The following is a 22,133-nucleotide window of genomic DNA, read 5'->3' as shown; positions in this document are numbered from 1 at the left end:
GGATGAGTGCCCTGCGCACAGGATGGGGTTCCTGTCTTTTCTTTAAGGCCGTGTGTCGTGCCAGGAAGGCAAGGGCGCGGAGCCCCGTTACGGTGCTGGCGAGCCCGCCAGCAGGGCTTGGGCTTTTTGCGCGACGATTTCCAACAGCGCATTCAGCGCGGGTGTGGACGCGGCATTCTTCAACGTCAGTGCGTACAGGCTGACCGGAATGGGCGGTGATAACGGGCAGGTATCCAGCCCGGACTCCTGCGCACCGAAGGCGGTGAACGGGTCGACAATTGCCAGGCCTTCTCCGGCTTCCACCAGGCCGCGCATCATCGGGTAGGTTTGCACCCGCGTCTGCACCACGGGCAGTGGTCGCAGGGCTTGCAGCTTGGCATCCAGCAAGCGGCTGAGCGGGTCATGGCCTTCCAGGCCGATCAGCGACTGGCCGGCCAAGTCCTGCAACGCAATGTATTTTTGCTTGGGCTTGAGCCAGCCATGGGGGGCCAGCAACTGCAATTTGCCTTGGGCCAGCACCGTGCTTTGGATCTGTAGATGCTCAGGGTCATGCAGGCTCAGGCCTACATCGGCTTCATGCAACAGCAGGCTGTTGATGATCTGCCCAGTGGGTTGGCTCGACAGGTTGCACGGCATGTCCTGGAAGCGTCGACGCAGCGCGGCAATGCTCTGGGGCAGCAGTTGGTTGGCCAGCGGCGGCGTGCAGAGGGCGCGCAAGGGCGGCGCGTGGTGGTGTTTCAAACGGCTGGCAAGGCGTTGCAGCGGCTCCAGGGCTTCGTACAGAGCAGTGATTTGCGCCTGCAACTCCAAGGTTTCCCGGGTGGCTTGCAAGCGCCCGCGCACGCTGGCGAACAGCATGAAGCCCAGTTGCTGCTCGGCGTCTTTGAGGGTGGCGTCTACTTCGCCCACGGGGAGTTGCAACCACTCGGCGGCGGTGCCGAGGTGGCCGGTTTGCAAGATGGCCTGAATCACTTCGATATGACGTAAACGCATGGCCGGAGTCTATGTGCAGTGCGCAGGGGATTCAATGGCGCAGGCCTTCGTGCGTAAAAAAGACTGCCGGGGTCGTCCCAGGCTATGGCGTTCAGCCACGACCCCACTAGAATGACGAGTCTGATCAGCAACGACCCCTGCCGGTTTGCCGGTACTTAAAATAAAAAACAGGTCTGGTCTCATATGCCTCTGCCCTCGACGTTCTTCGGGGTAACGGCCAAGCAACTCCTGGTCCTGGTGACCGTGGGAGGCCTGGCGGCTTACTTCTTCAATTATCAGGATGAACCGACGCCGGACGATCTCGCACTGCAAGCCTTTATCCGCACCCAGCAACAGGTGGACGAGCAGGTGGGCGCAGTAGTGGGGATTACCCTGGTCAGGGAGGTTGAGGCTTACCCCGCGTACAACGCGGCGGGTTACAAGCGCTCGATGTATACGGTGCAAGGGGAGCGCGGCCAGTTGCTGGTGACGCTCAAGCAAGACGAGCAGGGCATAGAGGTAACGCAGATCCGCCGCCCATGAGCGTTCCCAGCCCAGTCGCCAGGACTGAGCAGGTGAACAAGGCAAGCGTTTACGATGCCAGAGTGGTTTCGGACTCGCGCACGAGAATGGTGCCCGACTGGATCAGTTTGAATTCATCACCTTCCAGCTTTTCTACACGGTCGCCAATGGCCAGCTTGTAGGTCACGGTGGGCGTCGATCCCGCCAGGTCGCCTTGCGCCGGGTTGGATTCCTGGAACTCATGCACCGAATACACGCGGCCTTCCGCGTCTCTGGCATGAAACTGTCCAACAAGTACTGCAGCCATCTGTTTAGAACCTCTGGAGATAAACACTCGATTTGCGGTTCTGTAGACCGTCAGGGAGCGGGGTAGTTTACCTATAAGAAAAAAATACTATTCGCTGATATTTTCAGACGCTTCCTACGCAAGTGCTTGCAAGGAAAACGTCGAGGGAATCCGCATAACCCTCTGGTGAACGCGCCGCGAAGCCTCTATAACTACAAGCTCCTTTATTCAGAAGTCGGGAAACCTCAATGAGCAAGGTCTACACGATTGCCGTCCTGGTGGGCAGCTTGAGAAAAGAGTCGATCAACCGCAAGGTCGCGCTGGCCCTGGCCGAACTGGCCCCTGCCAATCTCAAGTTGAACATTGTTGAAATCGGCGACTTGCCGCTCTACAACGAGGACATCGACGGTGCAACACCGCCAGCAGCCTACAGCACTTTCCGCAAACAAGTGAGTTCATCCGACGCGGTGCTGTTCGTCACCCCCGAATACAACCGCTCTGTGCCAGCTGCCTTGAAAAACGCCATCGACGTGGGCTCGCGCCCTTACGGGCAAAGCGCCTGGAGCGGCAAGCCGGGGGCGATCATTAGCGTGTCGCCGGGTGCCATTGGCGGCTTTGGCGCCAACCACCACCTGCGCCAGTCCCTGGTGTTCCTGGATGTGTGGTGCATGCAGCAGCCGGAAGCCTACCTGGGCGGGGCGGGTAGCGTGTTCGATGAGGCGGGGAAGGTGTCGGACAAAACCAAGCCGTTCCTGCAGGCGTTCATCGATGCCTACGGCAAGTGGGTAGAAAAACAGAAGGCTTGAAATTAGCCCGGCCCCTGTAGGAGCGAGCTTGCTCGCGAAAAACTCGAGGACAACGCGCTCATTCAGGATGCCAGCGTTGTCGTTACGATCTTCGCGAGCAAGCTCGCTCCTACAGTCGGGGGTTATCGCAGCCAGTTGGTGCGTGCCAGTTCGATAACCTCATCCCCGCGCCCGCTCATCACCGCCTTGAGCATATACAGGCTGAACCCCTTGGCCTGCTCCAGCTTGATGCTCGGCGGCATTACCAGTTCCTGAGTGGCGGTCACCACATCCACCAGTACCGGGCCATCATGGGCCAGCGCACGACGCAGGGCCGGCTCAAGGTCTTCGGATTGCTCCACCCGAATGCCCAAGATCCCCATGGCATTGGACATGGCCGCGAAGTCCGGATTTTTCAGCTCGGTGCCAGTGTCCAGGTAACCCGCCGCCTTCATCTCCATGGCAACAAAGCCCAGGGACGAATTGTTGAACACCACCAGTTTGACCGGCAATTGCAGCTGCGCCAGGGAAATGAAATCCCCCATCAACATAGTGAAACCACCGTCCCCAGACATCGAAATTACCTGCCGCCCAGGGAATGCCGCCTGCGCACCGATAGCCTGAGGCATGGCGTTGGCCATCGAGCCATGGTTGAACGAGCCGATCAGCCGGCGCTTGCCGTTCATCTTCAGATAACGCGCCGCCCACACGGTGGGTGAGCCGACATCGGCGGTGAAGATCGCATCATCATCGGCCAGCTCGCTGAGCAAGCGCGCCACGTACTGGGGATGGATCGGCCGACCAGCCTTGGACGGTTGCGCCAGGTCATCCAGGCCTTGGCGGGCTTTTTCGTAGTGCTTCAAGGAGGTTTCAAGGAAGCTGCGATCGGTCTTGCGGGTCAAACGTGGCAGCAGCGCGGCGATGGTTTCACTGACGTCGGCGGCGATGCCCAGGTCCAAGGTCGCACGGCGCCCCAGGGCTTGTGGGTCGCGGTCCACCTGGATGATCTTGGCGTCGGTCGGGTAGAACTGGCGATAGGGGAAGTCAGTGCCGAGCATGATCAAGGTGTCGCAATCGAGCATGGCGTGGTAACCGGAGCTGAAACCGATCAGGCCGGTCATGCCGACGTCGAACGGGTTATCCCACTCCACGTGCTCCTTGCCCCGCAGTGCATGCACCACCGGCGCGCCGAGGGCGTCGGCCAGCGCCACTACCTGATCGTGGGCACCGGCACAGCCGCTGCCACACAGCAGGGTAACTTTCTCGCTGCTCTGGAGCATGTCGGTGAGGCGCTGCAAGTCCTGCTCAACCGGCACGGTGCGCGGTGCGTGCAAGGCCGGCCACGGCTTGAGCTTATCTTCCACCTCCAACAGCGACACATCCCCCGGAATCACCACCACCGCCACACCTCGGTTGAGGATCGCCGAACGCATGGCACGGTGCAGCACCTGAGGCATCTGCTCGGGGTTGCTCACCAGTTCGATAAAGTGGCTGCACTCCTTGAACAGTTCCTGGGGATGGGTTTCCTGAAAGTAATTCAGGCCAACCTCCGAGGACGGAATCTGCGCGGCAATCGCCAGCACCGGCACATGGTTGCGATGGCAGTCGAACAACCCATTGATCAAATGCAGGTTACCCGGCCCGCAACTGCCAGCGCACACCGTCAACTCGCCAGTGGCCGCCGCTTCGGCACCGGCAGCGAAGGCGGCAACCTCTTCGTGGCGCACATGCATCCACTCGATGCTGTCCATGCTGCGCAAGGCGTCGGTCAGGCCATTGAGGCTGTCGCCGGTCAGCCCCCAGATACGCTTGATGCCCGCTTGTTCCAGGGTCGTCGCCAACTGCTGGGCCAGGTTGATTTTCGCCATGAGGAACTCCAATCGTCAGTGAGGTTGAAAAACTGCTGATCAGTAGGGGACAGTTCAATCACGGCGAATGCTCCGCCTTTAATGTGAAGATTGCGTCATGCTCGCGCGATACTGCCGCGTACGCCGCGCGATAAACCACTGGTCACACACCAGTGCCAGCCAGGGCGCGACGTTGGGGTTGGGCAGGCGGCCGCGGCTCAGGCGGCGCATCTGGTTGCGCACCACGGCGAGGGTGGCGAGGGCGGCCAGGGGTTTGCGCTTCCATTCCATGGGCCGCAGTTGTGGGTTGAGGTCGCGACCTTCACGCCACTGCTTGAGCAACTGCGGCTCCAGGGTCAGGGCGGTGGCGATGCCGGCCATGGCGATGCCGCTGTCCAGTACCTGCTGGACCACCGGTAAACGGCGAATACCCCCGGTCACCATCAGCGGCATGTTGGCGACAGTTGCCATTTCCCTGGCGAAATCCAGAAAGTACGCTTCACGGGACAGGGTGCGCCCGTCCCGGGCTTCGCCTTGCATGGCCGGCGCTTCATAGCTGCCGCCGGACAATTCCAGCAAATCAATCGGCAGTGTATTGAGCATCTCCACCACCGCGCGCGCATCGGTTTCATCGAAGCCGCCACGCTGAAAGTCTGCCGAGTTGAGCTTTACCGACACACAAAATGAAGGGCTGACGCTGGCCCGTACGGCACGGATGACCTCCAGCAGCAGGCGGGCACGGTTTTCCAAGGAGCCGCCCCAACGGTCGGTGCGATGGTTGCTCAAGGGTGAGAGGAACTGGCTCAACAAATAGCCATGGGCGCCGTGGATCTGCACCCCGGTGAACCCGGCTTGCTCGGCCAGGCGGGCGCTGGTGGCGAAGCGCTTGATGACGTCCTGGATATCGTCTTCGGTCATGGCCTTGGGTGTGGCGAACATCTTGGAAAAACCGCCCATATCCAGCGCGATGGCGGACGGTGCCAACGCTTGCTGGCCCAGGTTGGCCATGGTCTGGCGGCCCGGGTGGCTGAGCTGTACCCAGAAGTGCACACCCTTGGCCCGGGCTACGTCGGCCCATTCACGAAAACTGGCCAGGTGTTGATCGTTTTCCAGCGCGACACCGCCAGGGCCGGTCATGGCGCGGCGGTCGATCATCACGTTACCGGTGAGCAGCAAGCCGGGCTCGCCGTCGGCCCAGGTCTTGTACAACTGCTTCAATGCTTGGGACGGCGCCTGATGCAGGTCCGCCATGTTCTCTTCCATCGCGGCCTTGGCGATGCGGTTGGCGATGACTTGGCCGTTAGGCAGTTGCAGGGGTGTGAAGGGTGACATGGGTTAACTCCTGAGCAGGGGAGGTCTCAGGCTAAGCTTAAAGTTAACTTTAATGTCAAGCGGGAGTTGATCACACAGGATTGACGGGCGGAACTGTAGGAGCGAGCTTGCTCGCGAAGAACGCGAGGACAACGCGTTCATTCAGGATGTCAGCGTTATCGTTCAGGTTTTTCGCGAGCAAGCTCGCTCCTACAGGGACAGGGTGTCAGCGGCGGCGGAACAGTGGCAGGGGTTCATCGGTGGCCGCTTGATAGGTCACCGAGAAATCCTTGAGACTTTCCAGCGCTTCATACGGGTCTTTGTCCGCGCGCAAGGCGAAGGCATCGAACCCGCAGCGGCGCAGGTAGAACAGCTGGTCACGCAGCACATCGCCAATGGCACGCAGCTCACCCTTGTAACCATAACGGTCACGCAGCAGGCGGGCGTTGGAGTAGTTGCGCCCGTCGGTGAAGGCCGGGAAGTTCAGGGCGATGACCTGGAAGTGCTGCACGTCATCACCGATTTCTTCGGCTTCTTCATCGGCGTCCAACCACACACCCAAACCGCCGTCGCGGGCCTTGAGGGCGTGGCCGTGCTCGCGCCACAGGGCCAGCGGCACGATCAGGTCGTCGCAGTTGGAAATGCCGTCGAAGCTCGCGTCCTTGGGCAGCAAGTGCCAGGTTTCGTCGACGACTGCGTTGTTCTTAATGATTCGCTGCATAGACGCGCTCCTTGAACAGGTCGATGCCGATGCGCTGGTAGGTGTCGATGAAACGCTCATCTTCGGTACGCTGTTCGATGTATACGTCGATCAGCTTGCCGATCACCTCCGGCATGGCTTCCTGGGCGAAGGATGGGCCGAGGATCTTGCCCAGGCTCGCATCGCGGCTGGCGCTGCCACCCAGGGACACTTGGTAGAATTCTTCGCCTTTCTTGTCCACGCCCAGGATGCCGATGTGGCCGACGTGGTGGTGACCACAGGCGTTCATGCAACCGGAGATGTTCAGGTCCAGCTCGCCGATGTCGAACAGGTAGTCCAGGTCGTCGAAACGGCGCTGGATCGACTCGGCAATCGGGATTGACTTGGCGTTGGCCAGCGAGCAGAAATCGCCGCCCGGGCAGCAGATGATGTCGGTCAAAAGGCCGATGTTCGGCGTAGCAAACCCGCCTTCGCGCAGTTCGCCCCACAGGGTGAACAGTTGGCTCTGCTCAACGTCCGCGAGGATGATGTTCTGCTCGTGGGAGGTGCGCAGTTGGCCGAAGCTGTAACGCTCGGCCAGGTCGGCGACCGCGTCCAGTTGCTTGTCGGTGATGTCGCCTGGCGCTACGCCGGTGGGCTTGAGCGACAGGGTCACTGCCACGTAGCCGGGCTTTTTGTGGGCCAGGGTGTTGCGGGTGCGCCAGCGGGCGAAGCCTGGGTGTTGCTGGTCGAGTGCGGCCAGCTCGGCGTCCTGATTGCTCAGGGCCTTGTACTCAGGGTCGACGAAGTGCTTGGCGACGCGGTGTACTTCGGCTTCGGTCAGGGTGGTCTGGCCGCCGCGCAGGTGTTCCATTTCGGCATCGACTTTCTGGGCAAACACCTCAGGGGTCAGCGCCTTGACCAGGATCTTGATCCGGGCCTTGTACTTGTTGTCGCGACGGCCGTAACGGTTGTAGACCCGCAGGATGGCGTCGAGGTAGCTCAACAGGTCCTGCCACGGCAGGAACTCGTTGATGAACGCGCCGACCACCGGGGTACGGCCCAGGCCACCGCCGACCAATACGCGAAAGCCCAGCTCACCGGCGGCGTTGTACACCGGCTCCAGGCCGATGTCGTGCACTTCGATGGCCGCACGGTCCGAGGTCGAGCCATTGATGGCGATCTTGAACTTGCGCGGCAGGTAGGCGAATTCGGGGTGGAAGGTGGTCCACTGGCGCACGATCTCGCACCATGGCCGTGGGTCGATCAGCTCATCGGCGGCGACGCCGGCAAATTGGTCGGTGGTCACGTTGCGCAGGCAGTTACCGCTGGTCTGAATGGCGTGCATCTGCACAGTGGCCAGTTCAGCCAGGATATCCGGCACATCTTCAAGGGCCGGCCAGTTGAACTGCACGTTCTGGCGGGTGCTGATGTGGGCATAGCCTTTGTCGAAGTCGCGGGCAATCTTGGCCATCATGCGCGTCTGGCGCGACGTCAGTTGGCCATAGGGCACGGCCACCCGCAGCATCGGCGCAAAGCGCTGCACATAAAGGCCATTTTGCAGGCGCAGAGGGCGGAACTCTTCTTCGCTCAGTTCACCTGCTAAGTAGCGTCGGGTCTGATCACGGAACTGCTTGACGCGGTCCTCGATGATGCGCTGATCGTATTCGTCGTATACGTACATATAGGTCCTGTTCTCGGCAAATCTGCGCGCACGGCCGCGCACTCCCAACGGAGCCGGCGCACGATAACAGTTTGCGTATATGCGCAAAAGTGATGTTTGGGTATATGTAAATAACCAAACTGACTAATGAGAACCGTTATCGTCATACCCACATTTGTCATAGGGACAAGTGTGGTCTTTACTGTGATCGAGTCTGAGTGCAGTCACCTATAAAACCGACAAGAGGCGATGCGATGAGTAATTCCACCAAAGCCCGCAAACCCGACAGTACCGTGGACGCCTGGGCAATCTTGTTCCTGATTATCCTGGTGGTTGGAACCGCGGTGTTCTGGGTCAGCCACCAGTAAAAGCAGCACGTGGATTGAGCCTCGATTGAATATCTAATTGCCACTATCATGGCGATCAATATTCAAGGTTCAGGCAACCATGTTGAAGGTTCTGATGGCGTGTGTGTGGTTGCTGGGGTCGGCGTACGGGGCAATCGCCCAGGCTGCGTCGGTGGTGTTTCTCAACCCTGGCCTGTCTTCGGAAACCTTTTGGGTCAGTTACGCGCAATTCATGCAGGCCGGTGCCAAGGACCTCGGCCTGGATTTGCGCGTGCGCTATTCCGAGCGCGACAACCAAACCACCCTGGCCCATGCGCGGGAGGCACTGCTGGGCACTGAACGGCCCGATTACCTGGTGCTGGTCAATGAGCAGTACGTCGCCCCGCAGATCATGCGCATGGCCCAGGGTAGCGGAGTGAAGTTACTGATCGTCAGCAACGCGCTGACGCCCAACCAGGTGCAGCTACTGGACGCCTACAACAACACCGGCTTGATCGGCACGATGGTTGCCGACGACGAGCAGGCGGGCTACCTGATGCTCACCGACTTGTTGCGCCAGCACGGCCCGGTCGCTGCGGGCACCACACTTGACCTGCTGGCGTTTTCCGGCGTCAAGACCACGCCGGTCGCGCAGTTACGCGTGCAGGGCTTGCAGCGTGCCCTGGCCGAACACCCCGAAGTGCGACTGCGCCAGTTGGTCTATGGTGAGTGGAGCCGCCAACGCGCATTCGAGCAGGCCAGCCAACTGTTCAAGCGCTACCCGCAGACCGCCCTGGTCTGGTCGGCCAACGACGAAATGGCGCTGGGTGCTATGCAGGCCTTGCAAGACAGTGGCCGCGTACCTGGCAAAGACGTGTTGTTCAGTGCCGCCAACAGCTCACCGCAGATCCTCGCAGCACGCCTTGATGGGCGCCTGAGTACCCTGGTGGCGGGGCATTTCACCCTGGGCGGTTGGGCCATGGTGTTGATTCATGATGAGGCCAAGGGGGTCGATATCGGCGCCCGTGGCGGTCGCAACCGCCAGCAAGCGTTGTTTCAGTTGATCGACGCCGCCCAGGCACGCCGGCTATCGGGCCCCCTGCCATCAGTGAATTTCCGCGCATTATCAGCGGTGGGCAAGCCTGCGTCCTATCGTTACCCGTTCAGCCTGCAACTGCTGTTGCGTTAAACCCCGGCCAAGTGCAGCACCAGCTTGACGATGCCAAACAGGGTCAAGGCAAACACCGCCGTGAACAGGATGCCCAGCAGCACAAAGTGGCTGGGCTTGCCGTGGGTGAAGTCACGCGCACGGTTCTTGCCGCTCTGCACGCCAAAGGCTGCGGCCATGACGCTGTGCAGCATTTGCCAGAAGGTCGGCGGTTTATTGTCGATTGGGTCGTCCATGCTTGCCTCGCGAGCCGGGTCATCCTACAGAGAATAGTTCAACCCTATCGGAACGTGCCTCGCACCGTTCACACTTCCAGGCCAAGGAACAGTTTCTGATCCAGCGGCGCCTCTACCAACGCTTTCTCCAGATTGATCACAGAGCGGTTATTGGCTCTGGCTTGCTCCATCAGTTCCTTGCGCGTGAATAGACGTTCCGCTGGGGTCTTCAAGTGCCCGAAATCAGGCTTTGAAACGGGCTGTTCGACGGAGGAGTAGTGAAAATGCGCGTACCACAGGTCCGCGTCTTCCTGCCTCATTCCGGCCTTGATTTTACGTTTGTCACGTATGGCATATTCGGTCAGGTAGTCACCGGCCTTCAATGGCACACGTTTTTTGACCAAGTTGATGTCGACAAAACCGTGGGTCCACAGATAGTCGATTTTGGCGGCTTTGGGGCGCTGTAACAGGTAGCCTTCTGCGCAGCGTTGACGAGCCTGTTCAGTGGCCGCTATTGCCTCGTCATCGTAACTTTTGCGCAGGGCAATGGCGCTTTCGTCAGTCGCGTTTTTGAGCTCCTCGGCAAGCGCTTTGAATTTTGCCGCATGCTGACTCAGCATCACGTCCCAATCATAGGGGTTCACGACCTCCCGCTGCTCAGGGTCGCGCAGTTTTCGTTGCTGGTAGCGAATACGTTCATCAATACCTTGCCGCTCGTCTTTGATGGCTTGTGCGTGCGCCCTAATTCTTTTCAAGGATCGAACCACAGGCGCGGGCGTTTTAGTCGGCACGCTGGCGGGCTCGACGATTTTCCACACGCCTTCGCTGGCATGTTCGTGGTAAGAGGCAATGATTGTGTTGGTGAGCGGGTCCGTGATATCGACATAATTGCCCGGTTCATCGGGCTGTTGCGCACGCACGTCACCCACCAGGCTTTTCTTGTCTGCGGTTTTGATAACCCGTCGGGTTGCGGCTTTTTGGCGTTTGGCTTTGTCGAGCGCAGGTTGCGGGGCAATCTTTTCTTGCGCCAGGATCAAGTTGGCCAGTTGCGCCTCCAGGCTCGAACGTGCCTCGTTCAGATGTGCCAGGTACGAAACACGGTAAGCCTCCCTTACAAAGCCGGAGCGCATGTCGTGCAACGAGGTGACCGCGTTCTCCAGCTGCTCATAGCGCTCTAGGACGCCTTTGAGCACAGCGATTTGTTCCGCCGTCGAATAGCCTGCGGTAGTGCGCATCTCGGTATGTGCAAGCACGAGGCTGGCGATTTGGGCGTCAGTGAGTACACGGATGAAAGGAAACTCCATCACCCTCACAGGGCGATGGGTGCGATTGAACACCAGATCGGTGAACACCAGCATGACATGTTGCTTGATGGCCACTGAAGAGATGTGTTGATCGGAAGGATTATGCTCCAGCAACAGCCGGCGCTGCCCAGGATCAGCCTGCTTGAGAAGGGTTTCGATGTGTTCAGCCGGTTCAATCATTTGATTGAGCGCCTCTACTTGCTGCTTTTTAGTGTCAATGTACTCGTCGTAGGCATGGGTGATGTTTTCAGCAAGTTCACGATTGGCGCGCTCACCGAGTTCGCTGGCGTTTTCGCCGGTGTCGCTTGCCAGGGTGTCGGCCATTTTTTGCGCCAGGCATTCAAAGACCGAACTCCAGTAGCTATAGATGATTCTTGTGGCTTTATCTCGTGCGGGTTTGTGTGCGGGGTTGGTGCGATCGGTTTGCATCAGTTCATCGGCCTTGGCTTCGATTCGCTGCATCAAGGGGATCAATGCCCGGCCGTTTTGCTGGTAGTTATCGAGTGCCGTTTCCCATTGGGCCCTGGCGTGCGCCGTACTGACGCGCCTGGCCGCATGCCGTTGGGTTACCCTGAGGTGCAGTTGCGGGATGCCGGTTGAGGTGCCGAGCAGTAGCCAGTCATCCCTCAGGCGCTTTGCCTGGTCGACCAGATTGGCGCGGGCGGTATTCAAGGCCGATTCAAACCCGGTGGTAACGGTCACTGACGCGTTCATTTCCACGAGGAGCGCGGCGAATTCTTGCGTTAACGACTGTATTCGTTGCTCACGTGCAGACAGCCATTTATTGAGACTTTCTCTGGGCATCCCTCCCTTCAACCTGGCTCGTCGGTCCAGCCGCCAATGCCCCTGGCCATCGCTGGTCAACCTGAAGCCCGGACGCTGTGGGTGCTGCGGATGGACCAGGTAAACCTCGCCAAACCCCGGCACCACATTCACCTGAAACAACATCCCGCCGACGCTGGCGTGCCAGGCTCCGTCGATGCGGTAAAGCCCTTTCAACGCACCGCTTGGCTGCGCAGCGGGTAAGATGGCGGGCCAGGGCACATGCACCTCGACCAGCGCCTTGAGTAACGTTGCGCTGGCCATGGGGCTGGCGAGCGAACGACTGAAGTCCAGGGCGGTATGGCCGCTGGCCGGTGGCTCGCCGGGGAGTGCGACCGGGCCATGACGCACCACCGCGGTGCTCTGAACGCGTGGCAGGCCGACCGGGCGGCGCCAGGTTTGCAGATGCAGGGCGTGGTCTTGTGCGCCAGGTTCTGCCAATGGCCGCGCCGAGGGCGAGGCAGCGTGCAACAGCACCATCGCGGTGTTGAGCAGTAGATCGATCAATGCCACCTCACGGGTGGTTGGGTCATCGCTGTCCAGGCCCGCCAGGTCCTGCGCCAGGCTACCGACCAGTACCATCAACCAACCCGCCAGCATCGCCGGCCCTCGCACCAGCGGCAGTAGCAGGCTATTGAACAGCAACCAGGCGCCTTCCATCACAAGGGCCCAGCGGCTTTCACTGTTGGACACTGACTCGCGGTCCGCCAAGTCCACCAGCGCTCGCGCCGTGCTGCCGAACAGGTGGTTGAGCAGTTGCCCGTTGACCTGCGATTGCAGCCATTCACCCGCGCCCTCATCGACCGCCAGGGTAGCGGGCTCGGGTTTTTCAAGCACGCTGAGCTCGTCGCCAGGCAGGAAGCGAATCAGGTGGGGTTCGCGGATACCGCCGTGATCGTAGATCGGACGCGCCTTGTCGCTCAGCCAGGTCAATACGCTGTCTTGCAAGGCGCCGGGGCTGGCGAGTGCATCCAGCAGCGCCTGGCGGGTCGGGTACTCATGCAGCGCATCGGCGTACAGCGGTTGGTACAGCAGGTGCGGGCCAATGTTGGCATCGCGCGGTTCGATGATAAACGCATTGCTGACTTCATCGGGTGAGGCCCCGGGCTTGCGGCACAGAGCCAGAGGGCGCAGGACGATCTCCTGGCCGTCAACGAAACGTTCCAACGGGCTTTCACCCATCAACGCCTTTACGTAGCGATAACCCGCGATGCTGACGCCGTGCTGTCGACGGATCTTGAGTTCGAGCGCCTGCATCGGCAACCTGACCTTCAGCGCGCGGGTAAACAGCGCTTCTCGCCGGCGCGCATCGGCGGTGTCGGACAACAGCGTGTCCTTGATGTTCTGCGGATAGGCCGTGCCGATATCCACGCGCTGGATCAATCCCGAGGCCCCCAGCACATAGTCCTCTGTCAGCCAGGACGGCAAGGCCTGGGCGCCCTTGGCCAGTAGTTCCAGCGTGCCGCTGGGCTTGCCGGCCAGGTTCTTTACCGCCAGCTCGGTCAGTGACAGGCGCACATGCTCGACAATACCGGCACCGCCTGGGTAGCCGGCACCGATCGTGAAGTCCAGCATCACGTCGTCGGGGTCGTAGTCGCCATGATCAGCTTGCATCTGTTTGCGCAAGGCGGCGCGGCTGAAGCTGTGCAAGTCTTCGATGCCCTGGTTGAAGGATTGCCCCTCGCTCTGTTGCAGCACCAGTGCCATGTCCTGCAGGTGGCGATGGTAGGCAAAACGGTCAGCGTTGTCGGCCTGGCTGAGCCAACCCGGCAATTGGGCGCTCAGCTGGTGAAGAAATGGAGCGGGGGGGACGGGCACGGGGGTAAAGAAAATCGCCGGGTCGGTGAGGGTTTCCAGGCGCCGGCCCAGGGTTATTTCGTCTTGCCCCTGGAGCGTCAGCGTTGCGAGGTCTTGCAGCTGCTGGTTGAGGATCAGGCCCGCTTGTTGGTCGAATACATTGCCGTTCGGTTCGTTGCGTCGCCAGGTCATGCTGTCGAACGTAAAGCGCGCTTGCATCCGCGTCGCCCAGGATTGGCTGAACGCATCGATGCAATCGAAGGTCTCGATGTGCCCGGCCAGGCTGTACAGCAGCACCTGCTTATCACGCACCAACAGCAGGTCGGGTGTCAGCAGAAGCGCTTCTTGGCCGGCGCGGTTGAAGGTGTTTTCGATGAAGTACACATAGGTGGCGGGCGTGGAGCGCGGCAGGCGCTCTGCCAACACCGGCCAGGCAGCGACGACCGCCAGCATGTCGCGCTGGGTTTCGTCCAGATGTGATGAGCGTGCGGCGGTGGCGGTCATCTGACCGTGGAGAAAGTCGCTCAGCCATTGCCAGCGACTGCGGCCATGGCTGTCGACGCTGCTCCAGTAGTCCGCCAGGTCGTGCTGCCAGTGCAGGTACAGCGACTCGGGCAGCTCATCGAGGAGGCGCGCGATGACCTGCATGTCGATGAGGGCCGGCGCCCGTGGCTTGAGTATCTTGGGGGGCTGCTGGGTCAGGTAGTACGGCAGCTCGCGCTGCGGATGCAGGTCCATCAACTGTGGTTTCAGCACATGCGCGATCGCAAACTCCATCAACGAGGGGTAGGTGTAGTGCCCCTCGGCATGGGGGGTGGCGAGCTTGACCGAGCGCAGATCCAGTTGCAGCGTTGGATAGTGCTCCAGAATCCCCCTGCGCAGGGCGTTGAATACCACCGAGTACAAGGCTGGACGCGATGCGAAACGGGTGTGGACCGCCTGGGCAGGCAGTTGCTCAAAAACGGTTGGAGGGGGCGGGGCGGGGTTGGGCATGACGAAATCCATTGTCTGTTTGAATTCGAGGGTGGTTGGCACCGTTCTGCGGGCCAGCCATAGCAAATCCAATTTCGTCACCGCACAGACGGTATAGGGATACCGCCGACGGCGCTTGAGCCGCCGGGCGCCATATATGCACCGCTTGGCGCGGCAGCCAGCATGGTGTTCTGGCACTCCATATCAAAGGAGTGACCCGATGGCTGATGTAACCCAACCTTCCTCGCCTGCCGCGACGCAGAGCTTGCACGGCGACTTCCTCGAACGCGCCAGCCCCTCCTGGCTGATCGAGGCCATACCTGCGCGCAAGCAAGCGCTCAAGGACGCCGCCACGCCGCAGCCTGCCTGGCTCGAAAAAGCCTCGCCCGAGCAACGCAAGGCATTGGCGGCCAGCTTCCTGGCGAGCTTTACCGCACAGACCCAGCTGGACAAAACCATGGCCAGCTTCCAGGACATCGACGCCTTCGCCAGGCCCTTGTTGCTCAAGGCGTTGAAAGACCAATACCAGGTGGAGGTGGACGTCGATAAAACCTTGCTGTGCCTGCGCCGGCCGCTGGCGGTGGGAATTCTCGAAGTCGAGGTGTCGGACTTCCAGTTCCTGAAGCTGTCGATGCTGGAGGCGGCCCTGCATAACTTCGAAGCTTATGAGTGCAAGGAAGGGGCGTACCACAAGACCTCGGGGTTCATGGAGGCGACCAGCACCCCCGGCACCTACCATTCGGTGACGCTCAACCTCAAGGTCAGCCAGTTCCTCAGCCTGTGCCGCAGCCTGGACATCGGCGCCAAATACCAAGCGTATCTGCAGTCGTTTTTTTACCCTGAGGAGGGCGCTGCACACGTCACCCTGCGCGAGCACTTCATTGCCAGCCAGAAGGCTGCATTGAAGGCCGCCGCCGAGCAGGCCGTGTTGACTGGAGACATCCAGCCCGCCGACCAGCGCATGATTCTCTCGGTGATCGAGGGTGAAATTCACCCGTGGATGGGCGACAAGCAAGTGTGGTTCAGGACCCTGGGCCTGATGAAGCTCAGGATGACCGGCTGCATGGTGTTCTTGATCTGCAAGAAATACACCTACCCCAATGAGCTGATCATCTACATCCCCCAGGACCCGGTGCATCCGCTCAAGCGCTATACCTGGGCGCAAATGGAAAAAGAGTTCAAGCGCCTGTTTACCGAGCGCGATGCCGACAAGCGCGCCGACCCTGCGCCGACGCCGTACCAGGCATTCTTCAGCCGGTTCGTGCCCTATGCAAAGCGGGCTTACTACTTCAGCCAGTTCACCCAGAAGGCCGCCGACTCCCCGACGGACATCTGGCGCTCGCCATGGAAGAAACTCCTGGACTTCACCACGCCGCAGTTCATCACGGGCATCAAGGAGTTGCCACCCCAAGCGCCTGCCAAACTGGAACCCAACAACGCCCCCTATCTGGCGCCGTCTACCCGCACCCGAGCCGGCAAGGGCATCTGGGCGGCGAACATCGACCCCTGGAAGTATTTCTATGAGCAACATCGTGAACAGTTGATCGCCGACGCCCGCGCCCACGCGGTACCCACCGCTGAGGTGGATGCCAAGGCGCGTGACGCCAAGCTCGCACACCTGCTGGAAATCGGCATGCTTGGGCTGAACATCGCCTCGATGTTCGTGCCGGTACTCGGCGAGGTGATGATGGGGGTGATGGCCGGACAGTTGCTCTATGAGACGCTGGAAGGCGCGGTAGAGTGGGGCGAAGGGGATTTGCAAGCGGCCAAGGCGCACTTGGTGGACGTCGCCGAGAACCTCGCGCAGATCGCGATCATGGCCGGTGTGGGCGCTGCGGTCAGTTGGCGGGCAGCCAAGGCCGAGCCTGTGATCGAAACGCTGAATGAGGTGACACTGCCCGATGGTCGCACCCGGCTGTGGCGAGCCAGCCTGGACCGTTATGCCAGCCCGGTGGTGCTGGAGAACACGCTGAGTCCCAATGCCCTGGGCCAGTATGTGAAAGACGGCAAGACCTATGTCCGCCTCGGCGCCCAGACTTACGAGCAGACGTACGACACGTCGCTGCGCAAATGGCGGATCAAGCACCCCAGCGATCCCCAGGCTTACCAGCCGATCCTTGAACATAACGGCCATGGGGCCTGGCAACACACGTTGGAGCGCCCGCTGGAATGGGACCGCCTCACACTGTTACGGCGTATCGGGCATGCCACCGAAGGCTTCACTGACGAGGCATTGCTCAAGCTGGCGGATATCAGCGGTGTCAGCGACAACACCCTGCGCAAAGTGCACGTTGAGCGCACGGTCGCGCCGCCCGAGCTGTTGGAAGCGATGCGCTTGTTCAAGGCGGATACCGCCGCCGCTGACGTGATCGAGCAACTGGAGGGCAGCAAACCCATTGATGAGCTGTACCTGTATGCACTGCCCTTGATTGTGGAAATGCCCAGGTGGCCGCAGGGTCGCGCGCTGGAAGTCATCGACGGCCCGGCGTTGACGGCCAAACCGGTCAAATATGGCGCCGGGCGTTCGCGCATTGGCGCGACCATCAAGGTCAGCCGTGAGCATATCCTGGGCGGCGAACTGCCCGAGCGTATCCTGCAGGCTCTGGATGAGTCCGAGCGCGTGAAGCTGCTCGGCGCCGAGGCGGCGCGGGTGAGCGAGGCGCGCACGCTGGAATTCAGCAAGCAACTGGCCGACTATGCTCGCCAGCGCAAACCGGCGATTTTTGACAGTATCTACACCGGCACCGAAGCAGTAGACCCACGTGTGCGCCGGCTGCAGCGTAATTGCCCCGGGCTCAGTGAATCGGCGGCGCACGCCGTGCTCGAACACGCCCAGGCAGATGAGCTGGCAGCGTTCGACAGCGCAACGCGTGTGCCCTTGAACATGTTGGAGGAGGCGCGCTGGTACGCCCGTCAAGGTCGCCTGGTACGTGCCTATGCCGGCTTGCGCCGCGAAGCCATTGCCACGGCGGACACGCGCCGGCTGGCGCTGCATACCCTGCAGACATTGCCGGGCTGGCCGTCGACGCTACGCCTGCAAGTGCGTGATGGCCGTGTCGACGGTGCGTTGCTAGACAGCATCGGGCCTGAGACTGCGAGCGAGAAAAAGTACCTGGTCAAACAGGGGCCTGCCTACCAAGCCTTCGATGAGCGCGGTGAAGCCCTCAATAGCCTGCCCAGCCATGGCGATAATTTTTTCGCCTCGCTGATGCATGCCTTGCCTGATGATGCGCGCCAGAGTCTGGGCGTGCCGCAGGTGAGCCAGCACGCTGCGCTGCAGGCAAAAATCATCGAACAGGCCGATGCCTATCGCATGCAAGCCGTAGAGTGGCTGGAACCCAAGACCCGCTGGTTCAAACCCCCTGTGCGCATCAACGGCGTACTTAAGGGCTATTACGCCAGTGGGCGCGCGCCGGACCATCGTCAAGCGGTTATCCGCGAAGTACGCAGGATCTACCCGGATTTGACCGACGCCCAAGTCGATGACTTTATTCTTGAGCTGCGGCAGGCGGGCAACGACGTCCGGGCGATTGCGGACCGACTCAGGGCGTTGTTTGAAGAAAACCGCCAGATGCAGGCAACACTGGATGACTGGATCAGTCGCGCAGCGCCCGCCGAGCGCCATTACCACCTGTTGGCCGCCCAGGCCCTCAAGCGCAGTTGGCGCCAGGCCGTGCTGGCCGGCAAAGTGGCCGGTGCCGAGGTCTTGTCGCTGAACCTGGATACGCCGCTACCGCCCCTGACCGCGAACTTTTCCCATGTGCGCGAGTTGAACGTCAGTGGTGCCGCCTTGCATGACGGCAATATCGACGAGTTCTTGCGCTATTTTCCCAAGCTTGAAAGCCTGTCCATCGAAGCCACCCAAGGCTTGCGCGCTGAGCGCGTGCCACGTCCGTTGTTGACCAACGTGCCGTTCTCGCTGGTGCGCCTGGAAGGCCTCAAGCACTTGAAGCTGACCTTCAGGGCGTCGGAGCTGGCGGAGCAGTTTCCCGCCAGGCTGGCAACATTGACCGGCCTTGAGCGCTTGGAGATCGGCTACTTTGGCTATCAGAGCGCACGCCTCGACAGCCTGGACCTTACACCGCTGAACCAGCTCAAAACGTTGAAAGTCGTTGCGCCCAATGTGACGTTGCACTGGCCGGCCTATGTCCAGCAACTGGCACTGCTGGAGCGCCTGGACCTGGCGCAAACCAAAGTGCTCAAACTCCCGGACAGCCTTTACACCGGGTATGAGCGGCTGTGGCGCGGGCTGTCGCTGGACTGGTCGCAATTGAGCTATGAAGCATTCAAGCCGGCCTACGAACACGTCAAGAATTACGCCGGCACCTCGGGTCCGCACCTGGTGAATCTGGATGAAATGGTCAGAGGTTTCGCCCAGGGAGAACTGACGTTGCTGATGGGCGAAAAGACGGTCGCCGAGCGAGTGACCAACGCGCTCATGAGCACCTGGAAGACCCCGCAAACACGCATGAATGCGCTCCAGGCGCTGCACGAAGAACACCTGGGTATCTTCAAACAGTTTTATCAGCCGTCCACGTTGCTGGGCATCAGGCACAAGTTTCGCGTAGCGCACTGGGAGGCGGGGTATAACGCGCGCATCCTGACGGCGCTTGAGAAAAGCTGGAGCTGGGCCGTGCGTAAGCGCTACGGGGTCAAGCTCGACGATGAGCTCAGCGGGCAGGTCGATACGTTTGATGGTTCGGTGTTCGAACTGCCAGCCTTTGACCTGCCTACCGCTGCCGAGTTGAGCAGCGATAAAATTGACGAGTTGCCGGTGTTGCCAGCCGGTACGTTTTCCCATGTGAAAACGCTCAAGCTGAGCTGGCTCGAGGATGTGCCCGCCGACCAGCTCAAAGGCTTTGTCCACGCGTTTGGCGGGGTAGAGCAACTGGAATTGCGCTACAGCCACCTCAGCGACGTGCCTGTCGCCGCCGACGTGCTGCCTTCCCTGACCCACCTGAACCTGTCCGATAACCATATCGTGGTGACCCCAGCGGTGCAGGCTCAATTTGATGGGATGAAGAATCTGCAGGTGTTGAACCTGCAGTACAACCGGCTGGGGCGTTTGAATGTCAGCGCGATGACGAAACTGACCGCCTTGAATCTGCGCGAAACGCTGTTGCAGGCATGGCCGACCGGTGCCGAAAACCTTGCGCAGTTAGCCTGCCTGGACATACGTGACAACGCGTTGACGAGTGTGGCCCCAGGAGCCCTGAGCCACGCGGATATGCTGTTGCGTACTGAGCTGGCGGGTAACCCGCTGAGTACGCAAGGTGAGGCAGCATTGACGGCGGCGCGTAACCGCATCGAGCGGCAGAGGGGGCTGCCAGAAGGCGCATTGAGCCGTTTTGCCCTGGCTCAAGAGCCCTGGCCATTTCCGCCCCCCGAGACGGCCGCCTCGTTGTCCCGGTATTTATTGCCTTGGCGGGAGCTACCTGAAGACCCTGGGTACCCCCTGAGCTTCGTCGTGCGCTTGCGCCGTGTGAATGCCATGTTGAACGATGAGCAAGGAGCGGCAAGGATCGAGCAGTTGCGCCAAGCCGGTATGAGTGACGCGCAACTCGATACGCTGCTCAGTCAATGGCAGCGGACCTTTGAGGCACTCACGCGAACCTTGAATGGCTGGGTATTCAGTCGAGAAATACGGATTGCCGATGGCGACACCGTCGCGTTCACCCGTACGCGAGCGGCAGAGTCTATCCGCTTTTCCTGGCAGCAAGGCGTGACGGCGGGACGCACCGGGGAGGTGGGGGACACATTGAGCCTGAGGGCGCTGAGGACCGGCGATCTGCCCGCGCTGAACCTGGCCTTTGACCATATCCGCACGCTCGATTTAACCGGCGTCAGGCTGACGGCCCAAGGCAGTAACGAATTTCTGGGCGCCTTCACGCGGGCAAACCGCCTGATACTCAGCGGTAACCAACTGTCAGCACTGCCTGATGCGGTTGCAGGCATGACGCAACTTGAACGGCTGGAACTGGCCACCAACCTGTTCACAGAGGCACCCGTTCTGCCCACCCAGGCGGGCGCCGAGCGCTTGCGCTGGCTGGACATGAGCCACAACGACCTGGAGGCGTTCGATGCCAGCGCGTTCAGTGGCCTTGAGACGCTGGACCTGAGCTACAACAGCCTGTCGACATGGCCTGAAGGGGTGTTGGCCGCCCCGCAGCTGACCCGCTTGGACCTGAGCGGCAATGTGTTAACCAGCTTACCGCCCGGCCTGCTCAGTGGCGCCCATGATGCGTTGGTGGCGGGTACCGACTTGTCGGGCAACCACACCTTGACGCTTGCTACCCGGGAGGAACTGTACCAGTACGCCAAAATGCACCAACTGACCAATTTGATGGGGTTTCACCGCGTAGAGCTTGATGCCTGGCATCAACACTTCGACGCCGGTTCCGACAGCGATTCGGACTCCGGTTCCGACCCCGATTCCGATGACTCGGACGGCGATTCCGGTGGCGATCCGGGCGCTGCCGTCGAACCAGTGGAGGCGGTGCCCGAGCTGCAGCGCACGGTGGCCAACGCGTCGCTGGAGCCCTGGCTGGAAGGTTCCAACCCTGGGCAGATAACACAGCGCACGGCGCTGTGGGTGCTGCTGGCGCAAGCCCCTGACCATGACCGGTTTTTCTGGTTGATATCGAGCCTGCGCCTGACTTCGGAGTTCAACTTCAACCGCGCCAGCCTGACGCAGCGCGTGTGGGATGTGATCGAGGCCGCCACCACAAACGCCGAGTTGCGCAGCCTGTTGTTCGTCGAGGCTGAAACCCATGGCACCTGTATTGACGGGCGTATCCTCACCTTCAGTCAGATGGAGGTGCGGGTATTCGAGTACCGAGCCCTGCACGGCATCCCGCTGCAAAGGCCTGATCTTCGAGGGCGAGCGCTGCTGGATTTATCGCGGCAGTTGTTCCGGCTCGACCGGGTCGATCAACTGGCCGAAGCGTCGGCCACCGGCCTGGACCGGGCCGAGGAGCGCTTGAGGTATCGCATCGGCTTGACCCGTGGCTGGCCCGACGGTTTGGAACTGCCGGGGCAACCGGAGTACATGGCCTATGGCCGCCCGATCGAGGGCGCACGGCGCGCGCAGATCCAGGCCAGCATCCTCGCCCAGGAAGGCTCCGATGAGTTCATCGAGTACCTGGTCGCTCAGGATCATTGGGCTCGGTACCTGCAAGAGCGCTACCCCGAACAGTTCGATGCGCTGAACAAGGAGCTTGCGCAGAAGTACGAAGCACTGGAGGACGAGCACGCCGAGCGCGCCGATGCCCAGAGCCTGCGCCGTTACGAAGAAGCGCTGAATCAGCTGGAGGTGGAGCGGGCGACCGCGCGTAACCTGAAGTTGATGCAGTTGTCGCGCATGGAGATACAACGCCTGGCCAGCATTCGCTGAGGACTAATGTGGGAGCGGGCTTGCTCGCGAATGCGGTGTTTCAGTCAACTTATCAGTGACTGACACTCTGC

12 protein-coding genes are annotated in these 22,133 nt (G+C 60.9%); 4 read left to right on the top strand and 8 right to left on the bottom strand.

The genetic code is table 11. The features are described from left to right. Nucleotides 1-87: 87 nt before the first annotated feature. Entirely contained in the window at nt 88-993 is a 906-nt protein-coding gene (locus PSH76_RS15300) for a LysR substrate-binding domain-containing protein (protein ID WP_305492482.1), read from the bottom strand. A 183-nt stretch (nt 994-1,176) separates the two neighbouring features. Here PSH76_RS15300 and PSH76_RS15295 point away from each other — a divergent pair, with 183 nt between their 5' ends. After that, entirely contained in the window at nt 1,177-1,515 is a 339-nt protein-coding gene (locus PSH76_RS15295) for a hypothetical protein (RefSeq protein ID WP_305492481.1), read from the top strand. Nucleotides 1,516-1,564: 49 nt separating this feature from the next. On the opposite strand, the gene PSH76_RS15290 is transcribed toward PSH76_RS15295, so the two are convergent. Further along, nucleotides 1,565-1,801: a hypothetical protein gene (locus tag PSH76_RS15290; RefSeq protein WP_032892208.1), complete on the bottom strand. Its 237-nt coding sequence runs from the start codon at nt 1,799-1,801 to the stop codon at nt 1,565-1,567. Between the two features lie 227 nt (nt 1,802-2,028). Here PSH76_RS15290 and PSH76_RS15285 point away from each other — a divergent pair, with 227 nt between their 5' ends. Then, nucleotides 2,029-2,586 (top strand): NADPH-dependent FMN reductase, encoded by a 558-nt coding sequence (locus PSH76_RS15285; protein ID WP_032892207.1) that lies wholly within the window; start codon nt 2,029-2,031, stop codon nt 2,584-2,586. Nucleotides 2,587-2,708: 122 nt separating this feature from the next. On the opposite strand, the gene poxB is transcribed toward PSH76_RS15285, so the two are convergent. From poxB to PSH76_RS15265, 4 genes are all read right to left on the bottom strand, one after another. Then, the gene (poxB, locus tag PSH76_RS15280; RefSeq protein WP_138763608.1) at nt 2,709-4,433 is read right to left on the bottom strand and encodes a ubiquinone-dependent pyruvate dehydrogenase; all 1,725 of its coding nucleotides are present in this window, start codon (nt 4,431-4,433) and stop codon (nt 2,709-2,711) included. A gap of 78 nt (nt 4,434-4,511) precedes the next feature. Beyond that, on the bottom strand, nt 4,512-5,744 hold the full coding sequence (locus tag PSH76_RS15275) for an NADH:flavin oxidoreductase/NADH oxidase family protein (protein WP_305492480.1): 1,233 nt from the start codon (nt 5,742-5,744) through the stop codon (nt 4,512-4,514). A 205-nt stretch (nt 5,745-5,949) separates the two neighbouring features. Next, entirely contained in the window at nt 5,950-6,444 is a 495-nt protein-coding gene (locus tag PSH76_RS15270) for a DUF934 domain-containing protein (RefSeq protein ID WP_044273390.1), read from the bottom strand. Beyond that, nucleotides 6,428-8,086 (bottom strand): nitrite/sulfite reductase, encoded by a 1,659-nt coding sequence (locus tag PSH76_RS15265; protein WP_003190712.1) that lies wholly within the window; start codon nt 8,084-8,086, stop codon nt 6,428-6,430. The genes PSH76_RS15270 and PSH76_RS15265 overlap by 17 nt, the downstream gene beginning before the upstream one ends. Nucleotides 8,087-8,512: 426 nt before the next feature. On the opposite strand from PSH76_RS15265, the gene PSH76_RS15260 reads away from it, so the two are divergent. Continuing rightward, nucleotides 8,513-9,580 carry an ABC transporter substrate-binding protein gene (locus PSH76_RS15260; protein ID WP_305492479.1) on the top strand — a complete coding sequence of 356 codons (1,068 nt, stop codon included), beginning with the start codon at nt 8,513-8,515 and terminating at the stop codon, nt 9,578-9,580. Here PSH76_RS15260 and PSH76_RS15255 read toward each other — a convergent pair. Both PSH76_RS15255 and PSH76_RS15250 read right to left on the bottom strand, forming a co-directional pair. Next, nucleotides 9,577-9,795 carry a DUF2970 domain-containing protein gene (locus PSH76_RS15255; protein WP_032892193.1) on the bottom strand — a complete coding sequence of 73 codons (219 nt, stop codon included), beginning with the start codon at nt 9,793-9,795 and terminating at the stop codon, nt 9,577-9,579. The two genes, PSH76_RS15260 and PSH76_RS15255, sit on opposite strands and share 4 nt — an antisense overlap. Before the next feature lie 68 nt (nt 9,796-9,863). Further along, nucleotides 9,864-14,690 carry a dermonecrotic toxin domain-containing protein gene (locus tag PSH76_RS15250; protein ID WP_305492478.1) on the bottom strand — a complete coding sequence of 1,609 codons (4,827 nt, stop codon included), beginning with the start codon at nt 14,688-14,690 and terminating at the stop codon, nt 9,864-9,866. 199 nt (nt 14,691-14,889) lie between these two features. Here PSH76_RS15250 and PSH76_RS15245 point away from each other — a divergent pair, with 199 nt between their 5' ends. Next, nucleotides 14,890-22,062 (top strand): NEL-type E3 ubiquitin ligase domain-containing protein, encoded by a 7,173-nt coding sequence (locus PSH76_RS15245; protein WP_305492477.1) that lies wholly within the window; start codon nt 14,890-14,892, stop codon nt 22,060-22,062. Nucleotides 22,063-22,133 lie beyond the last annotated feature (71 nt).

This window comes from Pseudomonas sp. FP215, from assembly GCF_030687795.1.
GTDB lineage: Bacteria > Pseudomonadota > Gammaproteobacteria > Pseudomonadales > Pseudomonadaceae > Aquipseudomonas > Aquipseudomonas salmasensis.
Note: the sequence above shows the minus strand (reverse complement) of the source record. Positions and strands in the feature narration are given on the sequence as shown.